Annotated in this window: 22 protein-coding genes; 15 read left to right on the forward strand and 7 right to left on the reverse strand. The window is 61.3% G+C overall.

The genetic code is table 11. The annotated features are described in order from the left end of the window. Positions 1-344: 344 nt before the first annotated feature. The 7 genes from BC360_RS22575 to deoA all read left to right on the forward strand — a co-directional run bounded on the left by BC360_RS22575 (position 345) and on the right by deoA (position 9,048). Positions 345-2,645, forward strand: coding sequence for a heavy metal translocating P-type ATPase (locus BC360_RS22575; RefSeq protein WP_065796987.1), 2,301 nt, complete (start codon positions 345-347; stop codon positions 2,643-2,645). 249 nt (positions 2,646-2,894) lie between these two features. Continuing rightward, positions 2,895-4,430, forward strand: a complete 1,536-nt coding sequence (locus BC360_RS22580) for an ABC transporter ATP-binding protein (protein ID WP_065784790.1) — start codon at positions 2,895-2,897, stop codon at positions 4,428-4,430. After that, positions 4,427-5,560, forward strand: a complete 1,134-nt coding sequence (locus tag BC360_RS22585; protein ID WP_065784791.1) for an ABC transporter permease — start codon at positions 4,427-4,429, stop codon at positions 5,558-5,560. The genes BC360_RS22580 and BC360_RS22585 overlap by 4 nt, the downstream gene beginning before the upstream one ends. 3 nt (positions 5,561-5,563) lie before the next feature. Then, entirely contained in the window at positions 5,564-6,535 is a 972-nt protein-coding gene (locus BC360_RS22590) for an ABC transporter permease (RefSeq protein ID WP_065796988.1), read from the forward strand. 4 nt (positions 6,536-6,539) lie between these two features. Next, the gene (locus BC360_RS22595) at positions 6,540-6,932 is read left to right on the forward strand and encodes a cytidine deaminase (protein WP_065796989.1); all 393 of its coding nucleotides are present in this window, start codon (positions 6,540-6,542) and stop codon (positions 6,930-6,932) included. After that, positions 6,929-7,735 (forward strand): purine-nucleoside phosphorylase, encoded by an 807-nt coding sequence (locus BC360_RS22600; RefSeq protein ID WP_065796990.1) that lies wholly within the window; start codon positions 6,929-6,931, stop codon positions 7,733-7,735. Before BC360_RS22595 ends, BC360_RS22600 begins: the two co-directional genes overlap by 4 nt. Then, a complete protein-coding gene (deoA, locus tag BC360_RS22605; protein WP_065796991.1) occupies positions 7,732-9,048 on the forward strand; it encodes a thymidine phosphorylase in 1,317 nt (438 codons plus the stop codon). The genes BC360_RS22600 and deoA overlap by 4 nt, the downstream gene beginning before the upstream one ends. On the opposite strand, the gene BC360_RS22610 is transcribed toward deoA, so the two are convergent. From BC360_RS22610 to BC360_RS22640, 7 genes are all read right to left on the reverse strand, one after another. After that, positions 9,041-9,571, reverse strand: a complete 531-nt coding sequence (locus tag BC360_RS22610; protein WP_065797177.1) for a TIGR02281 family clan AA aspartic protease — start codon at positions 9,569-9,571, stop codon at positions 9,041-9,043. The two genes, deoA and BC360_RS22610, sit on opposite strands and share 8 nt — an antisense overlap. A gap of 143 nt (positions 9,572-9,714) precedes the next feature. Continuing rightward, positions 9,715-10,344, reverse strand: a complete 630-nt coding sequence (upp, locus tag BC360_RS22615; protein WP_065784795.1) for a uracil phosphoribosyltransferase — start codon at positions 10,342-10,344, stop codon at positions 9,715-9,717. Between the two features lie 129 nt (positions 10,345-10,473). Beyond that, positions 10,474-11,442 (reverse strand): adenosine deaminase, encoded by a 969-nt coding sequence (locus BC360_RS22620; RefSeq protein WP_065796992.1) that lies wholly within the window; start codon positions 11,440-11,442, stop codon positions 10,474-10,476. After that, positions 11,439-12,659, reverse strand: a complete 1,221-nt coding sequence (locus BC360_RS22625; protein WP_065796993.1) for a phosphopentomutase — start codon at positions 12,657-12,659, stop codon at positions 11,439-11,441. Before BC360_RS22625 ends, BC360_RS22620 begins: the two co-directional genes overlap by 4 nt. A gap of 240 nt (positions 12,660-12,899) precedes the next feature. Then, a complete protein-coding gene (locus BC360_RS22630; RefSeq protein ID WP_083222692.1) occupies positions 12,900-13,505 on the reverse strand; it encodes a TadE/TadG family type IV pilus assembly protein in 606 nt (201 codons plus the stop codon). Continuing rightward, a complete protein-coding gene (locus BC360_RS22635) occupies positions 13,502-14,125 on the reverse strand; it encodes a TadE/TadG family type IV pilus assembly protein (protein WP_065796995.1) in 624 nt (207 codons plus the stop codon). The genes BC360_RS22630 and BC360_RS22635 overlap by 4 nt, the downstream gene beginning before the upstream one ends. Positions 14,126-14,238: 113 nt before the next feature. Next, positions 14,239-14,661 carry a pilus assembly protein N-terminal domain-containing protein gene (locus tag BC360_RS22640; protein WP_065796996.1) on the reverse strand — a complete coding sequence of 141 codons (423 nt, stop codon included), beginning with the start codon at positions 14,659-14,661 and terminating at the stop codon, positions 14,239-14,241. Positions 14,662-14,906: 245 nt separating this feature from the next. On the opposite strand from BC360_RS22640, the gene BC360_RS22645 reads away from it, so the two are divergent. From BC360_RS22645 to BC360_RS22680, 8 genes are all read left to right on the forward strand, one after another. Continuing rightward, positions 14,907-15,104, forward strand: a complete 198-nt coding sequence (locus BC360_RS22645; protein ID WP_065796997.1) for a Flp family type IVb pilin — start codon at positions 14,907-14,909, stop codon at positions 15,102-15,104. 117 nt (positions 15,105-15,221) lie between these two features. Beyond that, positions 15,222-15,737, forward strand: a complete 516-nt coding sequence (locus BC360_RS22650) for a prepilin peptidase (protein ID WP_065796998.1) — start codon at positions 15,222-15,224, stop codon at positions 15,735-15,737. Positions 15,738-15,865: 128 nt separating this feature from the next. Then, the gene (cpaB, locus tag BC360_RS22655) at positions 15,866-16,678 is read left to right on the forward strand and encodes a Flp pilus assembly protein CpaB (protein WP_065796999.1); all 813 of its coding nucleotides are present in this window, start codon (positions 15,866-15,868) and stop codon (positions 16,676-16,678) included. Further along, the gene (locus BC360_RS22660) at positions 16,675-18,231 is read left to right on the forward strand and encodes a type II and III secretion system protein family protein (protein WP_065797000.1); all 1,557 of its coding nucleotides are present in this window, start codon (positions 16,675-16,677) and stop codon (positions 18,229-18,231) included. Before cpaB ends, BC360_RS22660 begins: the two co-directional genes overlap by 4 nt. A gap of 8 nt (positions 18,232-18,239) precedes the next feature. After that, positions 18,240-18,983, forward strand: coding sequence for a CpaD family pilus assembly protein (locus BC360_RS22665; RefSeq protein WP_139110160.1), 744 nt, complete (start codon positions 18,240-18,242; stop codon positions 18,981-18,983). Between the two features lie 18 nt (positions 18,984-19,001). Further along, complete coding sequence (locus BC360_RS22670; RefSeq protein WP_065797002.1) at positions 19,002-20,291, forward strand: AAA family ATPase; 1,290 nt, start codon at positions 19,002-19,004, stop codon at positions 20,289-20,291. A gap of 29 nt (positions 20,292-20,320) precedes the next feature. Continuing rightward, the gene (locus BC360_RS22675; protein ID WP_065797003.1) at positions 20,321-21,787 is read left to right on the forward strand and encodes a CpaF family protein; all 1,467 of its coding nucleotides are present in this window, start codon (positions 20,321-20,323) and stop codon (positions 21,785-21,787) included. A gap of 8 nt (positions 21,788-21,795) precedes the next feature. Beyond that, positions 21,796-22,806 carry a type II secretion system F family protein gene (locus BC360_RS22680; protein WP_065784806.1) on the forward strand — a complete coding sequence of 337 codons (1,011 nt, stop codon included), beginning with the start codon at positions 21,796-21,798 and terminating at the stop codon, positions 22,804-22,806. Positions 22,807-22,809: the final 3 nt, after the last annotated feature.

Raw genomic sequence — 22,809 nt, forward strand, 5'->3', positions numbered from 1 at the left:
CGGGGTGGAGCAGCCCGGTAGCTCGTCAGGCTCATAACCTGAAGGCCGCAGGTTCAAATCCTGCCCCCGCAACCAGATCAAACAAAGCCCGCAGGACAGCAATGTCCGCGGGCTTTTTGACGTTCTGGAGCCCAACACAAACGTCAGCAGACCATCGGTCCGAGCCATTGCGCGTACTGCCTGGCCCCAGCACGCAGACATCTCCCGCGTCCGGGCGACGAACAACGGCGAGAACCGCGCACCATCGACGAAGACGAAAAACGTCGTCGGATCGTGCAATTTGGCCTTGCAGCTCTAGTCGCTAGAGGTCGTAGCCTTGCGTCAAGATATGCAAGGAGCAGGTCATGGCTGGCAATATTCGCGAAAACCGCTATCGGGTCGAGGGCATGGATTGTGCATCCTGCGCCTCGAAGATCGACACCGCCGTTAGGCGCATGCCGGGCGTGGAAGATGTCTCGGTTTCCGTTGCCGCGGGTACGATGTCGGTCAGGCACGCCGACGACGGCGAGCTCGCGGTGAACATCGTCAGCAGGGTCGGAAAGCTCGGCTACCGGCTGCACCCGATCGCCGCCCACCAGAAGCCCGCAATCGCTGCCGGCCACACTTGCTCGGGCCATCACGATCATGACCATTCCCACGATCACGATCACGATCACGATCACGACGAGCATACGCATGAGCACGACCACGCTCATGAACATCAGCACAGCAACAATGCGGCTGGGTCGGCCTTGTCGCAGCAGCCGAGTTCGCATGCACACGATCATGGCCCGACGAACGGCCCCTGGTGGCGATCCGGCAAGGGCCGGTTGACGATCGCCTGCGGCCTGGCGCTTGCCGCCGCCTACGGCCTTGGCCACCTGGTTCCGGCCACCGAGCCCTGGATCTTCACGCTCGCCATGCTGGTCGGCCTCTTGCCGATCGCCCGGCGGGCTTTCGCCGCGGCAGCCTCCGGCACGCCGTTTTCGATCGAAATGCTGATGACGATCGCCGCAGTGGGTGCCGTCTTCATCGGTGCGACGGAAGAAGCGGCGATGGTCGTGCTGCTGTTCCTTGTCGGTGAGTTGCTCGAAGGCGTTGCCGCCGGCAAGGCGCGGGCGAGCATCCAGTCGCTGACGGCGCTCGTGCCCAAGTCGGCCTATCTCGAGCGCGACGGCCGGGTCGATGAGGTCCCGGCCGAAAGCCTGGCGGTTGGCGCGGTCATTCTTGTTCGTCCCGGTGACCGCGTTCCCGCCGATGGCATCATCCTCTCCGGCGAAAGCGCCGTCGACGAGGCGCCTGTGACTGGCGAAAGCACCCCGGTGCACAAGGCAGTCGACGATCAACTCGTCGCCGGAACGGTCAATGGCGACGGAGCCTTGCGCGTACGCGTAACGGCCGCTGCCTCCGACAACACCATTGCCCGCATCGTGCGGCTCGTCGAGGAGGCGCAGGAGAGCAAGGCGCCGACCGAACGCTTCATCGATCGCTTCTCACGCTACTATACGCCGGGCGTCGTCGTCGTGGCCGCCCTGGTGGTGATCCTGCCGCCGCTTCTGGGCGGCGGCGCCTGGAGCGAATGGATCTACAAGGGACTGGCGATCCTGCTGATCGGTTGCCCCTGCGCGCTGGTGATCTCGACACCGGCGGCGATCGCCGCCAGCCTTTCTGCCGGCGCGCGCCGCGGCCTGCTCTTGAAGGGCGGCGCCGTGCTTGAAAATGTCGGCAAGATCACCGCTGCAGCATTCGACAAAACCGGCACGCTGACCGAAGGCAAGCCGCGGGTCACCGATATCGTCGGCTTTGGACGCTCCGAGAACGTGGTGCTCGGTCTGGCCGCAGCCCTCGAGCAGGGATCGAGCCACCCGCTTGCGCGGGCGATCCTGCAACGCGCCGATGAGTTGAAGCTGCAGGTCCCGGGCATCGCGACGGTAAAGGCCATTGGCGGCAAGGGTCTTGAGGGGATTGTCGGCACCGCCGCCCTGTTCCTCGGCTCGCCGCAGGCGGCCAATGACCGCGTGCCGATGTCGCCGGAACAGAAGGCGCGCATCGCAGCGCTTAACGACGAGGGCAAGACGGTTTCGGTGCTGCTTTCTGACAATGAGGTCATCGGCGCCATTGCCATGCGCGATGAGCCGCGCCCGGATGCTGCGGCTGGCGTCAAGGCGCTGACCGGCGCCGGCATTCATGTCGTCATGTTGACCGGTGACAACCGCCGCACGGCGGAAGCGATCGGCCGTCAGTTCGGCATGGAAGTGCGCGCCGAACTGCTGCCACAGGACAAGCAGCGCATCGTCGGCGAATTGAAGAAATCGGGCTTCAATGTCGCGAAGATCGGCGACGGCATCAACGATGCGCCGGCGCTGGCTGCGGCCGATGTCGGCATCGCCATGGGCGGCGGCACGGACGTGGCCCTGGAGACAGCCGACGCGGCTGTGCTGCATGGTAGGGTCGCTGATGTCGCAGCAATGGTCCGCCTTTCCCGCTCTACCATGCGAAACATTTTCCAGAATATCACTATTGCGCTTGGCTTGAAGGCGGTTTTCCTCGTCACCACCATTGCCGGGGTAACAGGGCTGTGGCCGGCCATTCTTGCCGATACTGGCGCCACGGTGCTCGTGACCATGAACGCGCTACGCCTGTTGCGGCCGGTCAAAACGGCCTGAAGCAAACGCATAAAACGGAACCGGCGGCATCGAATGCCGCCGGTTTTTTGTTGCGATCACGGCCGATCTGCCTGTGTATATTCACGCTGGACTCTCATCAGCGATCCGGTGAGAGTATAAGGAGATCTCGATTGAGGGCTTCCGCGCCGGGAAATCGATGATAAACTTATACCAAATGGTAAAAAAATCGCCGGCACGGTTTCTGGGAAGAAGACCGAAGCGGGCCAGTTTGGGGATCGCAAGGCCAATATGGACAGTATTGCCATCGAACTGCGTGGGATCGACAAGAGCTTCGGTCCTGTTCACGCCAACAAGAACATCAATCTGAAAGTCCGCAAGGGTACGATCCACGGCGTCATCGGTGAAAACGGTGCGGGAAAATCGACCCTGATGTCGATCCTCTACGGCTTCTACCAGGCCGACAGCGGCGAAATCCACGTGGATGGCAAGCACATCTCGATCCGGGATCCCAATGCAGCGATCGCCGCCGGCATCGGGATGGTGCACCAGCACTTCATGCTGGTCGAGAACTTCACCGTTCTCGAAAATGTCATGCTCGGCGCGGAGGAAAACCAGATCCTCAACAAGGGCATTGCCAAGGCACGCGTCGAGCTGAAGCGGCTGGAGCGCGAATACGCGCTCGAGGTCAATCCCGACGCCGTGATCGAGGAACTGCCGGTCGGTCTGCAGCAGCGCGTCGAGATCCTCAAGGCGCTCTATCGCCGTGCCGATATCCTGATTCTCGACGAGCCCACCGGCGTGTTGACGCCGGCCGAGGCCGATCATCTCTTCCGCGTTCTCGAGCAATTGAAGAGCCAGGGCAAGACCATCATTCTCATCACCCATAAGCTGCGGGAAATCATGGCGATCACCGACGAGGTTTCGGTGATGCGGCGCGGCGAGATGGTGGCGACGCGCACGACGGCAGAAACCTCTGTCGAGGAACTCGCCGAACTGATGGTTGGTCGCCGTGTGCTGCTGCGCGTCGAAAAAGGCGAGGCGAAGCCCGGGGACGTCAGGCTTTCGGTCGACGGTCTGACTGTCAAGGACAGCCGCGGCGTCACCATGGTCGACAATGTTTCGTTCAACCTGCGCGCCGGCGAGATCGTCGGCATTGCCGGCGTCGCCGGCAATGGCCAGTCGGAGCTGCTGGAGGCGATCTCCGGCATCCGCCGCGCGGTCTCGGGCAACGTCTCGCTCAACGGCAAGGCGATCGACGTCACCGGCCATGTCGACCCCAAGGCGTTGCGCGATCGCGGCCTCGCTCACGTGCCGGAAGACCGGCATCACGTCGGGCTCGTGCTGAAGTTCGAGGAATGTGAAAATGCCATCCTCGGCTATCATCATGACAAGCGTTACCTCAACGGTGTGTTCCTGAATGTCGATGCCATCCGTAGGGATGCCGAGCAGCGGATTGCCGAATACGACATCCGCCCGCCGAATGCCCGGTTGAAGACCGCGAATTTCTCCGGTGGCAATCAGCAGAAGATCGTTCTCGCCCGTGAGATGGAGCGTGGACCGGATGTGCTGATTATCGGCCAGCCAACCCGCGGCGTCGATGTTGGCGCCATCGAATTCATCCACAAACGGATTATCGAGATGCGCGATCAGGGCAAGGCTGTCCTGCTTGTTTCCGTCGAACTCGATGAAATCCGCGCCCTGTCGGACCGTATCCTCGTCATGTTTGCCGGCCGTGTCGTCGGCGAGCGCGATCCCGACGCGACCGAGGGCGAGCTGGGCCTGTTGATGGCCGGCGTCGAAGGCCGCAAGGAGGCCGCAGAATGAGCAATCCCTATGCAAAGCTTCCGGCTTGGGTCGAATACGGCCTCGTCCCGCTGATCAATCTCGCCGTCGCGTTTCTCGTTGCCGGCCTCGTGGTTCTGCTCGTCGGCGAAAACCCGTTCGAGGCGGCCTATCACCTGATCAACGGTGCCTTCGGTCGCGGCGAATATATCGGCTTCACGCTCTACTATGCCACCACCTTCATCTTCACCGGGCTTGCGGTCGCAGTCGCGTTCCATGCCGGGCTTTTCAACATCGGCGGCGAGGGCCAGGCCTATGTCGGTGGCATCGGGGTCGCGCTCGCGTGTCTCTGGCTTGACCAGACGATGCCGTGGTTCGTCGTCTTCCCGCTGGCGATCATCGGTTCGGCCGCCTTCGGCGCGGCCTGGGCGTTCCTACCCGGCTGGCTGCAGGCCAAGCGCGGCAGCCACATCGTCATCACCACCATCATGTTCAACTTCATCGCGTCGAGCTTGATGGTCTATCTCTTGACCCGGGTGCTGAAGCCGCTCGGCTCGATGTCGCCGCAGACGCGCACCTTCGCCGAGGGCGGTCAGCTGCCGAAACTCGATTGGCTGCTGGCGATCTTCGGGCTCGATATCGGAACGGCGCCGTTCAACGTTTCGTTCCTGCTGGCGCTCGTTGCGGCCCTCGGCGTCTGGCTCCTGATCTGGCGCACCAAGCTCGGCTATGAGATGCGCACCATGGGCCACAGCCCGTCGGCCGCCCGTTACGCCGGCATGAGCGAGAGCCGCATTACCGTCATCACCATGATGATCTCAGGCGCGCTCGCCGGCATGATGGCGCTCAACCCGATCATGGGCGAGCAGGGCCGAATGCAGCTCGATTTCGTCCAGGGTGCGGGCTTTGTCGGCATCGCCGTCGCCCTCATGGGCCGCTCGCATCCGGCAGGCATCATCCCGGCCGCCGTTCTCTTCGGCGTGCTCTACCAGGGCGGCGCGGAAATCTCGTTCGAAATGCCGTCGATCTCGCGCGACATGATCGTCATCATCCAGGGCCTTGTCATTCTGTTTGCGGGCGCGCTTGAAAACATGTTCCGGCCGGCGATCACCCGGTTGTTTTCCACCTCCAGCCGGCGCGCCGCGGTCGTTGCCCAGACCAAGGGAGCCTGAGCCATGGATTTCTTCCACGTTATCGTAGTGCTCCTCGAGTCCACCATCCGCGTCTCCGTCCCGCTGATTTTCGCAGCCCTTGCCGGGCTTTTCACCGAGCGTGCCGGCATCTTCGATATCGGCCTTGAAGGAAAAATGCTCGGCGCGGCCTTTGCGGCCGGCGCGGTCGCGGCAATCACCCAGTCCGTTTGGCTCGGATTGCTCGCCGCCATCCTGATCTCGATTGCCCTGTCGCTGGTCCACGGCTACGCTTCCATCACTCAGCGCGGCAACCAGATCGTCTCCGGCGTTGCCATCAACTTCATCGTTGCGGGTTCCACGGTCATCCTCGGCGAGGCCTGGTTCCGTCAGGGCGGGCGTACGCCGGCACTGGCCGAAGGCGCACGGTTCCAGACGATCAATTTCCCCTTCGCGGACGCCATTCGCGATGTTCCCTTCATCGGGCCAATCTATGCCGATCTGCTCTCCGGGCATTTCATCCTGACCTATGTAGCCTTTGCCATGGTGCCGCTCAGCTGGTGGATCCTCTATCGAACCCGCTTCGGCCTGCGGCTGCGTGCGGTCGGGGAGAACCCGGGTGCCGTCGACACGGCAGGCATTTCGGTGATCTGGATGCGGTATCGCGCCGTCATCTGCTGCGGCATCCTGTGTGGCTTTGCCGGCGCCTATCTGTCGCTGGCGATGACCGCCGGCTTCGTCAAGGGCATGACGGCGGGCAAGGGCTACATCGCGCTCGCCGCACTGATCTTTGCCAAATGGCGGCCGTTCAACATCATGCTTGCCTGCCTGCTCTTCGGCTTCCTCGATGCGTTCGCGATCCGTCTGCAGGGCAATCCCCTGCCGTTGATCGGCCAGGTGCCCGTGCAGCTGATGCAGGCATTGCCCTATATTCTCACCGTCATCTTGCTTGCCGGCTTCATCGGCAAGGCCATCCCGCCGAAAGCCGGCGGCGTCCCCTATGTGAAGGAGCGGTAAGACCATGGAAAACGAGCTCTTCGAAGCCGCACGCGAGGCGATGGCCAAGGCGCACGCGCCCTATTCGAAGTTTCCGGTGGGTGCCGCCATCCGCGCGGAGGATGGCAAGATCTACACCGGGGCGAACATCGAAAACCTGTCCTTCCCGGAGGGGTGGTGCGCCGAAACCACGGCGATCAGCCATATGGTCATGGCAGGTCAGCGCAAGATCATGGAAGTTGCCGTTATCGCCGAGAAGCTGGCGCTCTGCCCTCCTTGCGGCGGGTGCCGGCAACGGCTGGCGGAATTCTCCGGCGCCAGCACGCGCATCTTTCTCTGCGACGAGACGGGCGTGAAGAAGACGCTCGCTCTGTCGGATCTGCTGCCGCACAGCTTCGAGACCGAGATACTCGGATGAGCAGTGCCGCGGAATTCCTGAGGGGCAGACTGGGCGGTCTGTCGCCGCGCTATGGCATTGTCCTTGGTTCAGGACTTGGGACGCTCGTCGAAGCGGTGAGTAGCACGACACGCATCTCCTATAGTGACATCCCGGGTTTCCCCGTCAGCAGCGTTTCCGGCCATGCCGGCGAACTTGTCGCCGGCATGCTCGGCGAGGTCCCGGTCGTCATGCTGTCGGGCCGGGTGCACTATTACGAGAGCGGTAATGCCAACGCGATGCGCGTGCCCTTGCAGACGTTGAAGGAACTCGGCGTCGAAGACCTCGTGCTCACCAATTCCGCAGGCTCGCTGCGTGACGATCTGCCGCCGGGATCGGTCATGCGGATCTCGGATCACATCAATTTTTCCGGGTTCAATCCGCTGATCGGCGTCGAAAGCGATGATCGCTTCGTCGGCATGACCAGCGCCTATGACGCCGAGCTTGCCGCGCGCATGCAGGGCGCGGCTTCCCGGCTGGGAATTCCCCTGCAGGATGGCGTTTACATGTGGTTCTCCGGACCGAGCTTCGAAACGCCGGCGGAAATTCGCATGGCGCGTGTGCTCGGGGCCGATGCCGTCGGCATGTCGACCGTGCCGGAAGTCATTCTCGCGCGCTTCCTTGGCCTTAGGGTTGCCGCGGCTTCGGTCATCACCAATTTCGGCGCGGGCATGACGGGAGCCGAACTCAGCCATCACGAAACCAAGGACATGGCGCCCGTCGGCGGCAAGCGCCTGGCGGCCATCCTCAAGGACATGATTTCCACGGACGCGGCGGTTAAGTGACCATGCTTCCCCAGGAGATTATCCGCCGCAAGAGAAACGGCGAGCGCCTCGAAGCGGCGGACATCGCGGGCTTCGTCCGCGGTCTTTCCGACGGTTCGATCTCGGAGGGCCAGGTTGCCGCCTTCGCCATGGCCATCTGGTTTTCGGGCATGAGCCGCGACGAGACGGTGGCCCTGACGTTGGCCATGCGCGATTCCGGTAATACGCTCGATTGGAGCAGCATCGGCCGCCCCATTGTCGACAAGCATTCGACCGGTGGCGTCGGCGACAACGTCTCGCTGATGCTCGCTCCGATCGTTGCTGCGTGCGGCTTGGCCGTGCCGATGATCTCCGGACGCGGACTCGGACACACGGGCGGCACGCTCGACAAGCTCGAATCGATACCCGGCTATGATATCCAGCCGTCGGCCTCACAGTTCCGAAAGACGGTCGACGAGGTCGGCTGCGCCATCATCGGCCAGACCGCCAACCTGGCGCCCGCCGACAAACGGCTCTACGCCATCCGTGATGTGACCGCGACCGTCGATTCGGTTCCGCTGATTACGGCGTCCATCCTCTCCAAGAAGCTTGCCGCCGGGCTGCAGTCGCTGGTGCTCGACGTCAAGCTCGGCAATGGCTCGTTCATGAACGATGCCGGCGAAGCCGAGGTCCTCGCCCGCTCGCTGGTCGACGTCGCCAATGGTGCCGGTGTGCGCACGTCGGCATTGCTGACGGATATGAATGAACCTCTGGCCGATGCGGCTGGAAATGCGCTTGAGATCTGGAACTGCGTTGCCTTTCTCAAGGGCGAGAAGAGCGGCACCCGCCTTGAAACCGTGGTGATGGCCTTCGCCGCGGAAATGCTCGCCGCCGCCGGCGTGGCAGTTGATCCGGTCGCCGGCGAGGCATTGGCTCGCACGGCGCTTGAAAACGGTGCGGCACTCGAGCGTTTCGCCAGGATGGTCCACGCGCTCGGCGGCCCCGGCGATTTCGTCGATCGTCCCGGACACTACCTCGTGCCTGCCCCGGTTATCCTGCCGGTGGAATCCGACAGGGATGGCTATTTGCACGCCTGCCAGACCCGTGAGCTCGGCATGGCGGTGATCGCCTTGGGCGGCGGGCGGACGCACCCGAATGACACGATCGACCACCGCGTTGGGTTCGCCGAACTGAAACCGTTGGGAACGCGGATTGTCAAAGGCGAGCCGATCGCTTTCGTTCATGCCGCGCAAGAGAATGCGGCCGAACGGGCGCGCCAAGCGATCCAGGCGCTCTACACGATCGCCGACGTCGAGCCGGAGGTGCGCTCGCCGATCCTTTCAAGGGTCATCTGACCAGGTGCAGCGCACCGTCTTCGACGCGGTAGGACGATAGACGGCTGAGGAAGCTCATGCCGACGAGCATGCCGGAAAGCGCCTTGTCGGGTAGCACCAGGGCGTCGACATCGTGCAGCGATATGCCGCCGATTTCGACCCTCGTCAGTTTGGCCGGGGCTGCATCGACATCGCCATTGGCTGTTCGAACCCGTGCATTGAAAGTGAGCGCTCCGGCCGACAGGCCGAGCCTGCGTGCGGTCGAGACATTGATCGCGATGGTGCTGGCACCGGTATCGACCAGACCACGTTCGATCCGGCCATTGATGCGGAAGGTTCCGAAGAAATGGCCCGAGCGGTCGGCTTCGAGTACCATCCCTTTTGCCGAAGCGTATTTTGCCGTCGTTGTCGGAACGGCGCTGTTTGCTCCCGTTTTGCTGGCGGCGGCAGTTTCAGGCCGCGACAGATAGGAACTCGCGAGGTCAGCAACGACCAGGGCCGCAACCGCGATACCGCCGGCAAATGTCAGCATACGTACGAACATGGCCTGATCTTCCGTGCTTGGGGCCGCAAAAATGCGTGCCGACAAAGCCCAGTAGAGCAGGGGATGGATAATGCGGTACAAAAAAACCGCCGGTTTTCCGGCGGTTTCCAGTCAATTTTGCGCTCTGGTTAAGAAACGGAAAATCACTTGGTTCCGTACATGCGGTCGCCGGCATCGCCGAGCCCCGGCACGATGTAGCCCAGTTCGTTCAGATGGCTGTCGATCGAAGCGGTAAAGATCGGCACGTCTGGATGGACCGCCTGGAAGTTGCGGATGCCCTCGGGTGCCGCCAGAAGGCAGAGAAAACGAATGTTCTTCGCGCCACGCTCCTTCAGCTTGTCGATCGCCGCAATGGACGAGTTGCCGGTGGCAAGCATCGGATCGACGACGATGATGAGCCGTTCGGACAGGCTCTCTGGCGCCTTGAAAAAGTACTCCACCGCCTGCAGCGTTTTGTGGTCGCGATAGACGCCGATATGGGAAACGCGCGCCGATGGCACCAGTTCGAGCATGCCTTCAAGCAGGCCGTTGCCGGCGCGCAGGATCGAAGCGAAGACAAGCTTCTTGCCTTCCAGCACCGGCGCGTCGATCTCCTGCATCGGCGTCTCGATGCGCTCCATCGTCAGTTCCAGATCGCGCGTCACCTCGTAACAGAGCAGCGTCGAGATTTCCCGAAGCAGCCGCCGAAAACCTGCGGTCGAGGTTTCCTTCTTGCGCATGATGGTCAGCTTGTGCTGCACAAGCGGATGATCGATCACTGTAACGCCGTCCATGGCCACCTTCCCGGAAGTTTATGTATCCGCCCTTTTTCCATGGAATGCTCAGCGACCGCAAGGGCGTTGGGCGGCTCGTTGTGTTCATCCCCAGCGCGCTCGACCGCGCTGGGTGGAAGTGGGTTGCGGTCAGAGACGGGCAAGCAACCGCTGACGCGTCGCGTCGTCGACGAATGCGGCTTCGATCGCCGTCCTGGTCATGCCGTTGATGTCGTCGTCGCTGAACCCCATCACCGCCGATGCGATATCATATTCCTGGGCAAGGGAGGTGTGGAAGAAGGGCGGGTCGTCAGAGTTGAGCGTCACCCGCACTCCGGCTTCATGCAAGGCCGGCAAGGGATGCGCGGCGAAATCCGGGAAGACCTGCAGGGAAATGTTGGATCTGGGGCAAACCTCCAGAACGACGCCGTCATCGGCGAGCCTTTTGACCAAGTCTGCATCTTCGATCGCACGCACGCCGTGGCTGATGCGAGACGGACGGACATGGTCGAGCGCATCGCGCACGCTGAACGCACCCGAAAGCTCGCCTGCGTGAATGGTCAAGCCCAGGCCGGCGTCGCGGGCGATATCGAACGCCCGGGCAAAATCGGCGACGCGGTGCATGCGCTCCTCACCCGCCAGATTGAAACCGGTGACCAGCGTATGCTCTCTCCTGGCGGCAAATTCGGCTGTCTTGACGACCGATTCCGGTCCGAGGTGGCGGATGCCTGTTATCAGCATGCGCGACTCGATCCCGGTCTTTGCCTTGGCGGCCTCCATGCCGGCCGCAAGGCTTTCGAGATAAGCATCGGCACCAAGCCCGATGGTGTTGCCGTGATCCGGCGAAACGATGATCTCGCTGTAGATCGTTCCAGCCTCGGCCAGTTCCGTCAGATAGGTTTCGGCAAGAAGCGCATAGTCCTCCTGCGTGCGAAACAGTGAGGCGACGCTGTCGTAGCATTTCACGAAACTGGTAAAATCCGCCCAGACATAGGCGCGGTCGGCGATGATCTCGCTGGTGTCGAGCCTATACTTTTCCGCCTGCAGCAGCGCCAACTCCGGTGGTGTTGCACCCTCGATGTGGCAATGCAGTTCCGCCTTCTTCAGATGTGCGGTCAAATGAGGCTTCTCCCGTGTAGGCCCGGTGCAATCCCGAGATGTCTGGCGACCGTTTCGCCGATATGCGCAAAGGTGTTGGCAACCCCAAGCGAACGGCTGCGAACGGCCGGGCCGAACATCAGCACCGGCACGCGCTCACGCGTGTGATCGGTTCCGCGCCAGGTCGGGTCGCAGCCGTGGTCTGCCGTCAGGATGACGATATCGCCGGGCTTCAGTCGCCGGTCGAGATCGGGCAGCCGTGCGTCGAAGGCTTCAAGCGCCGCGGCATAGCCGGCGACATCGCGGCGGTGGCCGAAAAGCATGTCGAAATCGACGAAGTTGGTGAAGACGAGATCGCCATCCTCCGCCTCGTCGATCGCGGCCAGGCTCGCGTCGAAGAGCGCCATGTTGCCGTCCGCCTTCGTCAGTTTCGTCACGCCCTGATGGGCGAAGATATCGCCGATCTTGCCAATCGCATGCACCGTGCGCCCCGCTTCCGCCAACCGGTCGAGAACCGTCGGTTCCGGCGGCAGGACGGAAAAGTCGCGGCGGTTGCCGGTACGGACAAAGGTCTGCGCGCTCTGCCCGATGAAGGGACGGGCGATCACGCGGCCGATATTGTAGTCGTCGAGCTGCCGGCGAACGATCTGGCAAAACTCCAGCAGGCGCTCCAGTCCGAAGGTGTGCTCGTGCGCGGCGATCTGAAAGACGCTGTCCGAGGAGGTGTAGCAGATCGGCTTTCCCGTCCGCATATGCTCCTCGCCGAGGCGCGCGATGATATCAGTGCCGGAGGCGTGGCAGTTGCCGAGAATGCCGGGGATATCGCCCTCGCGGCAAATCGCTTCGACCAATTCGGCGGGAAAGGCGTCGCCCTCGGCCGAGAAATAGCCCCAGTCGAACATGACGGGCGTCCCGGCGATCTCCCAATGCCCGGACGGCGTATCCTTGCCGCGCGAGACTTCGCTGGCCGCGCCATAGGCACCATAGACCCGGCCTGGAACCGGCATGCCCACTGGCACGCGACCCGCGGCCAATTTCGCCGCGTGCACGAGCCCGAGTGCCGACATGTTGGGAAGATGCAGCGGACCTTCGCGCAAGCCTGCGCGATCCGCCGCGCCGGTGGCGCAGAATTCGGCGATGTGGCCAAGCGTATCAGCGCCAAGGTCGCCGTAGGTTTCGGCGTCCGGCGCTCCGCCTATGCCGAAGGAATCGAGGACAAAGAGAAAAGCGCGCGCCATGAAAGTTCCGGTAAGCCGGAGCGCGGGCAGAGCCTGGCGTCCGGTGCTGCTACGAGCGCGGACGCGGATGCCGCCAGCGCAATCCCGAAGGAATAACGCCGGCGAAGCCGCATTGCAATTGGGTTCGCCTCTGCATGTTTCCTTAAATCGTCGCCGATTTAAGGAAAAAACATGCAGCGATTCAAAGTGCTACAGCGACCTTTGCGCGTCTGAAAAGACGCGCGGCGTTGTAGGCTGCGGTCAGCAGTCGGGGCACTTTATGATTTCGGCCTGGCGCGAACGGTAAAAGGCGGTTTTGGAGAGGTCGATCGTGTTAAGTGCGCGCGAACCCAGGCCTTCAGCAAAGAGCAGAAGCTCGTGTGGAACGACGAGTTCCGTGCGGACGACGAAGGCCTCGGTGGCGGCAAACTGTCCGGGGACGGTTACTGGTGAATTCGCGGGGTAGGGTACCCCGCCATTCTGGTCGCGTGACCAGACGACGGTGCCCTGATTGGCGCTGTCGACTTTGATTCCGGTTATTTTCAGGGTGTATCCGGAATTCTGATAGGGCGCGAGGATGCTATTGGCGACATTCGACATGTTACCGAGGTAAGTCTTGTTAACCTCGGACTGTTGCGCGACCAGATCCGCGACCGAGCTTGCCGCCCGCTCAACCTTGCCCTTGACGGTGAAGCCGAGAGTGACTTCGAACGCGCCGATATAGGCGACCACCAGCAATGGCGTAACGATTGCGAATTCGATTGCGCCGAAGCCGCTGCGGTCCTTTGCGAGCAAAGCAATCGCTCTGTGAGCGCGCGTCAACAAGGAGGTTGTTTTTTTCGCGAGAGTTATCACGGACGCCCTCATTCGTTTTCGTTGCGGAAAGTCGCGGTCGCTACCATGAGATAGTCTCGTGGCATGCTTGAACCAGCAGGGCGAAGATTGGTCACGAAAGGTCGCACGAGGTCCGTGATCACGCTCCAGCGGTAGTAGGCGCGCAGCACGTTGTATGTGCCCGGTCCCCCCGGCGCAAAAGCGAAGTTGCCGGCATTGATGTCGTTCGAGGTCGCCATGCGCGGTATATCGACCGGAAGCTGGGCTAGATCTGTCGTGCTCTTGACATCGATCAGCAGCCTGCTCGGCTCGGCCCCTTCGCCCGCCGAGCAGGTCAGCATTACGGAGATTTCGGTGCAGAACGCCTGGCGGAACTGTTGCTCCGTCATGTCGGTGGGCTTGCCTCTTGCGAAGGTGATTTCGCCGGTGCGGACCTTGCGCGCCATCACTTCCGTGGCGTGGGCCAGGAGCCGCTCGCCCGTAAAGGCAAAGAACGTCTCGAAGCAGGCGAAAACGACGACCATGAACGGGATTGCCAGAATCGCGAACTCGATCGACGCCGCACCACTTCTGTTCGCAAACAGACGTCGCAGCGGACTGCGGTTCGATCTCGAAGATTGCCTAGAGCCTTGAACTTCCTGTTCGGCCAACATCTCGTCGTCCCATCATGTTACGTTTGATGGGTCAGAAATAAGGGGTAACTCTTGATATTTCGTTCTCGATGATCATTGGCATTTTAATGATCGCCGGCGTTTTCAGTCAGATTCTAGTTGCCGGTGCCGGCCGTTTTGCGCTCGGCATGGCGTTCGCAGTTCGGGGTGCATGACAGCACGGTGCGCGACGTCTGCTTATAGACGCGTACGGTGTTGCCCTCGTCGATAGAGACGAGAATGCGCTCGTCGACGATCGCATTGCCATCCTGGTCCAGGATCACAATGTTCGTCGTGCCGAAATTGCGACCCGTAACCACGATCGTCTTTGCGTCGGCGACGGTGGCATCGGCAACGTCCGCATTGCCGATGATCACTTTGCTGACCGGGCGATCAAGCTTCAGCACCCGAGCATGGTCCATGTAAACGCGCATGATGTCATCCTGTGCGCCGGCCGCTCCTGACGAAACGAATGCAAGGACGCCGGCAATGGCGGACACGAGGGCAGGGGCTCGGGAGGCCCGAAGAGGCGAACGCATGAGGAGTCCTTATGATGGCTTATCCTCATCTTCGCGCGTTTTGGTGAATGAAGCATTAAGTCGCCTCCTGCCAGGTCGTTCTGTTTGCGAACCGTTTACCCAAAAATCAGCGATGCGACGTTAATCTTTCGGTAACCGCCTTCCTTAAGTCGGTGGCAATCCGGCGGGCATAGGTTGGGCTCATCCGATCAACGGCAACAGTTGGCGGACGTGCTGAACAACAAACGCGAAGTAGGAGAATCATCATGAAGAAGATTTTTGCCCGTCTGAGGAAGGACGAGTCTGGCGCAACCGCAATCGAATACGGCCTCATTGCAGCCCTCATTTCTGTCGCGCTGATCACCGGCGCTACACGGTTGGGCAATGTTCTCGATGGCCAGTTCGACTTCCTGGCGGAACAGGTTGAGGGCACGCAGCCGGCTGCTCCTCCTGCTGGCGGCTAATAGCGCAAGCCACTCGCCTATGTGGAACGAAATACAGAAAGCCGCCCTCGTTGGCGGCTTTTTGTTACCTTGTCAGACAATCTTTCAGTCTTGCTCGCGGGGGTGAATGTGGATTTCATGCTCTTGTTGGCTTTCCTTGCAGTCTTTCCGCTGTGTCTGATTTGGGCCGCCACCTCGGACCTGATGACGATGACGATACCGAATCGCCTGTCACTGCTGCTCGCTATCGGCGCGATCGGGGCGAATGTCGTGGCCGGATCCGGTTTCGTCGACATCGGTTTCGATGTGGCTGCCGGTCTGCTTGTCTTTCTGTTTTGCTTATGTCTTTTCGCTGCAGGCGTCATGGGCGGCGGGGATGCAAAACTGCTGACCGCCTGCGCTCTCTGGTACGGGCTCAACGGCTCTCTGCTGGCGTTCCTTTTGTACGTCTCGGTTTTGGGCGGAGTCTTGACGGTCCTTGTCGTGATGCTGCGGTCCTGGCAGCACGTGTTGCTTGCCGCTGGCATTCCGATGCCAGGTCTTCTGCTTACCGCCAAGAAAATACCCTATGCGATCGCGATCGCTGCCGGCGCTTTGTTGGCCTTCCCGGCCTCACCCTTGTATCGGGTTGCGTTGGCGCAAATCGGTATCTGAAGGCCAGCGATGCAGCGCGCCGTCTGGTGACGATGCGTTAACCATGGCGATAAGTGGGTTGTTAACCATAATTACACCAATTCCTGATCAATCTGGCTCCAGAATTTCCGTGGGGCTCACGAACGATCATGAAACCTGTTCGCATCATCATTCTGGCGGTAGCCGTCGTTTCGGCGGTATTGGCCGGGCTGTTGGCGATGAAGCTGACCCGCGCTCCTGCCCGACAAATGGCCGAGCCGGTCATTGAACGAGCTCCCACGATCAACGTTCTTGTCGCAAGCAAGAGTCTGCCTGTCGGATCCAGGTTGGGAGCCGATGCCGTGCATTGGGTGGCATGGCCCAAGGATGGCATTGTCGAGGGCCTTATCACCGAAGAGAACCGGCCGTCGGCGATCGAGGATCTGAGCGGCGCCGTCGTACGTCTGCCGATCTTCAACGGCGAGCCGTTGCGCTCCGAAAAGATCGCCGACTCCTCGAGCCGGATCATGTCCTCCCTGCTTCCAGCTGGCAAACGCGCTGTCGCGACGGAAATAACGGTCGCGACCGGTGCTGGCGGTTTCATCCTGCCGAATGATCGCGTCGACGTCATTATGGTCCGCAAATCCGACGGCGATGTCTATCTGACCGAAACGGTGCTTAGCAACGTTCGCGTACTGGCGATCGACCAGCAGGTCGAGGAGAAGGACGATGGTTCGAAATCGGTCGTCGGAACGACCGCGACATTGGAACTGACGCCGGATCAATCAAAGGTCATGACGGTCGCGCAGCAAATGGCTGAACGGATCTCGCTCGCCCTTCGCAGTGTCGCCGACGCACAGGAGCCCGATACGAATGCTGCGGACTACCTCCTCAGCGGCGACGGTCAGCCAAGCATTCAGGTCATCAAGTCGGGCTCCATCGTGAAAAGCGACGGGACCGTAGGTCAGGGCCAGCAACAATGATCGATCGAGCGGAGCGCAAGGTGAAGCGGGACGGAAGCAGAATTCGAACCTCCGTGGCTGCGGGAATCTCGTTTTGCCTGGCTTTTTCGGGAATGGCGTCTCCGGCGCCGATGCTGGCATTTGCGGCATCGTCATCGGTCGTCAGGATTGTCGAAAGTGGGCCGGGAGCGAAAAAGAAGGTCAGCTTGGGTCTCAATAAGGCCGTGGTCGTGGATCTGCCCGCCGATGCGCACGACATTCTCGTCGCAGACCCGTCGCTGGCCGATGCCGTGACGCGGACGTCGCGGCGAATTTATCTTTTTGGCAAATCCGTCGGGCAAACCAACATCTTCGTATTTGGACCCAACGGCGAGGAAATCGTCAGCCTCGATATCGAGGTCGAACGCGATATTGCGAACCTTCAGTCGAATCTGCGCCGCTTCATCCCCGATGCCGAGATCAATGTCGAGATCATCTCGGACAACATCGTTCTGACCGGTACCGTCAGGACTCCGCTCGATTCCACGAAGGCCGTGGATCTTGCCAAGGCCTTCCTGCAGGGCGGTGAAGCAACGACGCGCAACATCACGGCACAGGGCAACAATGGCGACGCCGACATTTTCGCGGAAGACCGGCAGGTGTCACAGATCGTCAATCTGCTGACGATCGACGGCGATGACCAGGTCACGCTGAAAGTCACGGTTGCCGAAGTCAGCCGCCAGGTATTGAAGCAACTTGGCTTCAACGGCAGCGTCGGCGATGGCGAAAGCGGCATCGGGTTCCGCAACCCCGCCAACCTCGGAGACGCCATCGGCCTCGGCGCCAATGCGATCATCAAGGGCTCGATCGGCGGAACGACAATAGCGAGCTACGTCAATGCGATGGAGCAGGCCGGTGTGATGCGCACGCTCGCCGAGCCGAGCTTGACCGCAATCTCGGGCCAAGAGGCGAAATTCTACGTCGGCGGTGAGTTTCGGCTTACCGGCATGCAGCAAATTGACAAGGACGACGAGGGCAACGCCACCGTAAAGCGTGAAATCAACGACGTCGAATACGGCATTCGCTTGAACTTCAAGCCCGTCGTGCTCGGGCCGGGCAGGATCAGCCTGCAGATCCGCACCGACGTGTCGGAGCCGACCTATGAAGGTGCCGTCGTCACCGGTAACGGCACCAACAACATCCCGGGCAACACCTTCCTCGGCATCCGCAGACGCGAGGCATCGACCAGCGTCGAGCTTCCCTCTGGCGGTTCGATCGTCATCGCTGGTCTCGTGCAGGACAATATCCGTCAGGCGATGGCCGGCGTGCCGGGCGCGTCGAAGATCCCGATCCTTGGAACGCTTTTCCGCAGCAAGGACTTCGTCCGCAACGAGACCGAACTCGTCATCATCGCCACGCCCTATCTTGTGCGCCCGGTCGCCAGGAGCGCGATCTCCAGGCCCGACGACAATTTCAATGCAGCCAATGATCTCGACAGCTTCTTCCTTGGTCGGGTGAACCGCATCTACGGGCGCCCGGAAGCATCCGCGCCGGCCGGCCGGTACCATGGCAATGTCGGCTTCATCTACAAATAGGCGGGGCCATGCAAACGCGAAGCAGCTTTAACGAGAATTCTGAAAGGCCGAGTGCCATGTCCCTCAACAGATCCGGAGTTCCCGTTCGTCATTTGCGGCACGCTGCAATCCTCGTCGTTGCCGCGGGGCTGCTGGCCGGCTGCGGCACGAAGGACAATCTTGCCACGGGCTCGATCCCCGACGACTACCGCACCCGGCATCCGATCGTGCTCGCCGAGGGCGAGCGTACGATCGATATCCCGATCGCCTCCGGCGACCGCCGGCTGACGCAGGGCACGCGCGACGTCATCAGCGGCTTTGGTGCCGAGTATCACAATTCGTCTACCGGTGTTGTCCAGATCATGCTGCCGCGCGGCTCGGCAAACAGCCATGCTGCGCAGGCCATGCGCAAGGAGATCCGCAGCGTTCTCGTTGCCGCCGGCGTCCCCGCGAAGCGGTTGATCGAAGCCGGCTACGAGGCCGGTCCCATGGGTGACGCTGCTCCGGTTCGCTTGAGCTATGTGGCGATCACCGCCCAGACTGGGCCGTGCGGCGAGTGGCCGGAGGACGTCGCGCTCAACACGATACAGAACCGCAACTACTACAATTTTGGCTGCGCGTCGCAATCCAATCTGGCGGCGCAGATCTCCAATCCGACCGATCTGCTCGGCCCGCGCCAGATGTCGCCGATCGATGCGGTGCAGCGCGGTCAGGTCATTCAGGACTGGCGCGGAACCGAAAAGAGTGACGGACCCGTCACCGTCTTCAATTGATATCGTTGGGATCAGCAGATGAGCACCATTGAGTACAGGATCGAAACGGGTGCCGGGGCAGGCGATCCCGCCTTCGATACGGTGCAGCCGGGCGACCTGGAGCAGGTCCGTCCGCTGCCGCGCATCTCGATCCATGCGTTTTGTGAAAGCGAGGCGATGCAGCGACTGATGGAGCGTTGCGGGCAGGATCGCCGCATGGCGAAGGTCAGTCTGCGCATCAACAGTGGCGGCATCGATGCCGCGGCAAACATGTTTGCGACCGTGTCGACGCCGAATCTGATCATTCTGGAAACGTCGACAGAGCCCCGATCGCTGCTCACGGAGCTTGCGCCATTGGCTGCGGTCTGCGACCCGAGCACCAAGGTCGTTCTCGTCGGCAAATACAACGATATCGGCCTTTATCGCGACCTTATCCGCAACGGCATTTCCGAGTATATGGTTGCGCCGGTGGCGATGCCGGACATTCTGTCGGCGGTCGCATCGATTTTCGTCGATCCCGATGCTGAGCCGTTGGGGCGCAGCCTGGCCTTTATCGGCGCCAAGGGCGGCAGCGGTTCCTCGACCATCGCGCACAATTGCGCCTGGGACATTTCCAATCTTTTTTCAACCGAAACCATTCTTGCCGATCTCGACCTGCCTTACGGCACCGCCAATATCGATTTCGATCAGGACCCTCCGCAGGGTATTTCGGAGGCGGTCTTTGCACCCGAGCGGCTCGACGAGGTTTTCCTCGATCGCCTTTTGACCAAATGCTCCGAGCATCTTTCGCTGCTTGCGGCGCCGTCGATGCTGGATCGCGCCTATGATTTCGAAGGCGGCGCCTTTCATCCGATCCTCGAAATCCTGCAGCGCAACGCGCCCGTTTCGGTGCTTGACATCCCGCATATGTGGACGGAATGGACACGCTCGGTGCTGGGCGAAGCCGATGAGATCGTGATCACCGCGGTGCCGGATCTCGCAAGTCTTCGCAACACGAAGAACCTGCTCGATGCTCTGAAGAAGCTTCGGCCGAACGACAAACAGCCTCATCTCGTTCTCAACCAGGTCGGCATGCCGAAGCGTCCGGAGATTGCGGTGAATGAATTCTGCGAATCGCTGGAAATCGAAGCCGCAGCCATCATTCAGTTCGACGCCGTTCTCTTCGGCAATGCATCGAACAGCGGCCGCATGATTGCGGAGATCGACAAGAAGTCGGCGGCTGCCGAAACCTTCTCCCAGTTCGCGCATCTGTTGACCGGCCGCGCGTCGATGAAGAAGGCGCGACGCGGCGGCCTCGGCAAAGTGTTGGCAGCGCTCCGCAAGAAATAGACGACGCACAGAACGGACGGATCAGGAACATGTTCGGCAAACGCGGAAACGAAGGCTTCGGTAAGGTCGGCACCACAGGTGCCGCGATGCCGCCGATCGTCCCTGCCACGCAATCGGCGGTGATCGAGCGCGCCGCCGTGCCGGTGCTTGCCGACTCTCAGGCGCCCGCTTCGCGCCCGCAATCGCAAGCTCCGGCGCAAAGGAAGCGGCCCGCCCGCACCGAGGACTACTACGACACGAAATCGCAGGTCTTCTCGGCCCTGATCGATACGATCGATCTTTCGCAGCTGGCGAAGCTCGATACGGAGAGCGCACGCGAAGAAATTCGCGATATCGTCAATGACATCATCACGATCAAGAACTTCGCGATGTCGATCTCCGAGCAGGAGGAACTGCTCGATGATATCTGCAACGACGTTCTGGGATATGGGCCGTTGGAGCCGCTGCTCGCGCGCGACGACATCGCCGATATCATGGTCAACGGTGCCGGTCAGACCTTCATCGAAGTCGCCGGAAAAACCATCGAGTCCGAAGTTCGATTCCGAGACAACGCCCAGCTTCTGTCGATCTGCCAGCGGATCGTGGGACAAGTGGGCCGCCGCGTCGACGAATCCAGCCCGATCTGCGACGCGCGTCTTCCTGATGGCTCACGCGTCAACGTTATCGCGCCGCCGCTCGCCATCGACGGCACTGCGCTGACAATCCGCAAATTCAAGAAGGACAAGCTGAAGCTCGATCAGTTGGTGAAATTCGGCGCGATCACGCCCGAGGGCGCCGTCCTTCTGCAGATCATCGGCCGCGTCCGCTGCAACATCGTCATCTCCGGCGGTACCGGTTCGGGCAAGACGACGCTTCTGAACTGCTTGACCGGCTTCATCGATCTCGACGAACGGGTGATTACCTGTGAAGACACCGCCGAACTGCAGCTGCAGCAGCCGCACGTGGTTCGCCTCGAAACCCGGCCGCCGAATATTGAAGGCGAGGGTGAGATTACCATGCGGGATCTCATCAAAAACTGCCTGCGCATGCGGCCCGAACGCATCATCGTCGGCGAAGTGCGTGGACCCGAGGTGTTCGACTTGCTGCAGGCGATGAACACCGGCCACGACGGTTCCATGGGTACGATCCACGCCAATACGCCGCGCGAATGCCTGGCGCGTATGGAGTCGATGATCGCCATGGGCGGCTATACGCTGCCGGCCAAGACAGTCCGCGAGATCATTTCCGGATCCATTGACGTCATCATCCAGGCAGCGCGCCTGCGTGATGGCTCGCGCCGCATCACCCACATCACGGAAGTCGTCGGCATGGAAGGCGATGTCATCATCACCCAGGACCTGATGCGCTACGAGATCGAAGGGGAAGATGCCAACGGCCGCATCGTCGGCCGCCACGTATCGACCGGCATCGGTCGTCCACACTTTTGGGACCGCGCCCGTTACTTCAACGAAGACAAACGCCTGGCGGCGACGCTCGACGCTATGGACAAGGGCTAGGAGCCATGATGTTCGGCATCAGCATTCCCGTCCTGGCGCTGGCATTCCTCGTCGCAGTCTCAGCGGCAGGGCTTGCCTATGCTGTTCTCTACTCCCGGATCGAAGCTGAGAAGAAGGCGGAAGGTCGAATTCGCAAGGTCGGCGCAGCCGAAACAGATCGCGTCAAGGTCAAGGCGGCTCGCGATCGTGTCAGCGAGATGTCGAAGCGACGCAAGTCCGTTCAGGACTCGTTGAAGGAACTCGAGAAAAAACAGCAGGAGAAGTCGGCCAGGACGACGCTTTCGATGAAGGCCCGCCTGGCACAGGCGAACCTCTCCATTTCCTTGACGCAGTTTTACCTTTTCAGTGCGGCTTTCGGCTTCATCGCCTTCATCGTCGCGCTCCTGGCTGGCCTCGGTCTGGCTATTTCCGCCGGTGTCGGCGTGATTGCCGCCGCTGGTCTGCCACGTTGGTTCATCGGGTTCCTGATCAAGCGCCGCTGCAAGAAATTCCTTGAGGAGTTTCCGAATGCGCTCGACGTCATGGTTCGCTCGATCAAATCGGGCCTGCCCCTGAACGACGCTCTGCGCCTCATTGCCGGTGATGGCCAGGAGCCAGTGAAAACGGAATTTCGCCGCGTCGTCGATTCCCAGCAGGTCGGCCTCAGCGTCACCGAGGCATGCGCCCGCATGATCAACAGCATTCCGTTGGCAGAGGTGAACTTTTTCGCAATTGTTATCGGCATTCAGGCGCAGGCGGGGGGCAATCTGTCCGAAGCGCTCGGCAACCTGTCGAAAGTCCTGCGTGAACGGAAAAAGATGAAGGCAAAGGTCAGCGCCCTTTCGATGGAGGCGAAGGCTTCGGCGTGCATCATTGGCGCCTTGCCCTTCATTGTGTCGTTCCTCGTTTACGTTACCTCACCCGACTACATGATGATCCTGTTCACCGACCAGCGTGGCCACCTGATAATCGGGGCCGGCCTGGTGTGGATGAGCATCGGCATTCTGGTGATGCGCAACATGATCAATTTCGATATCTGAGGG

This window comes from Ensifer sp. LC163 (assembly GCF_001695855.1).
Lineage (GTDB): Bacteria > Pseudomonadota > Alphaproteobacteria > Rhizobiales > Rhizobiaceae > Ensifer.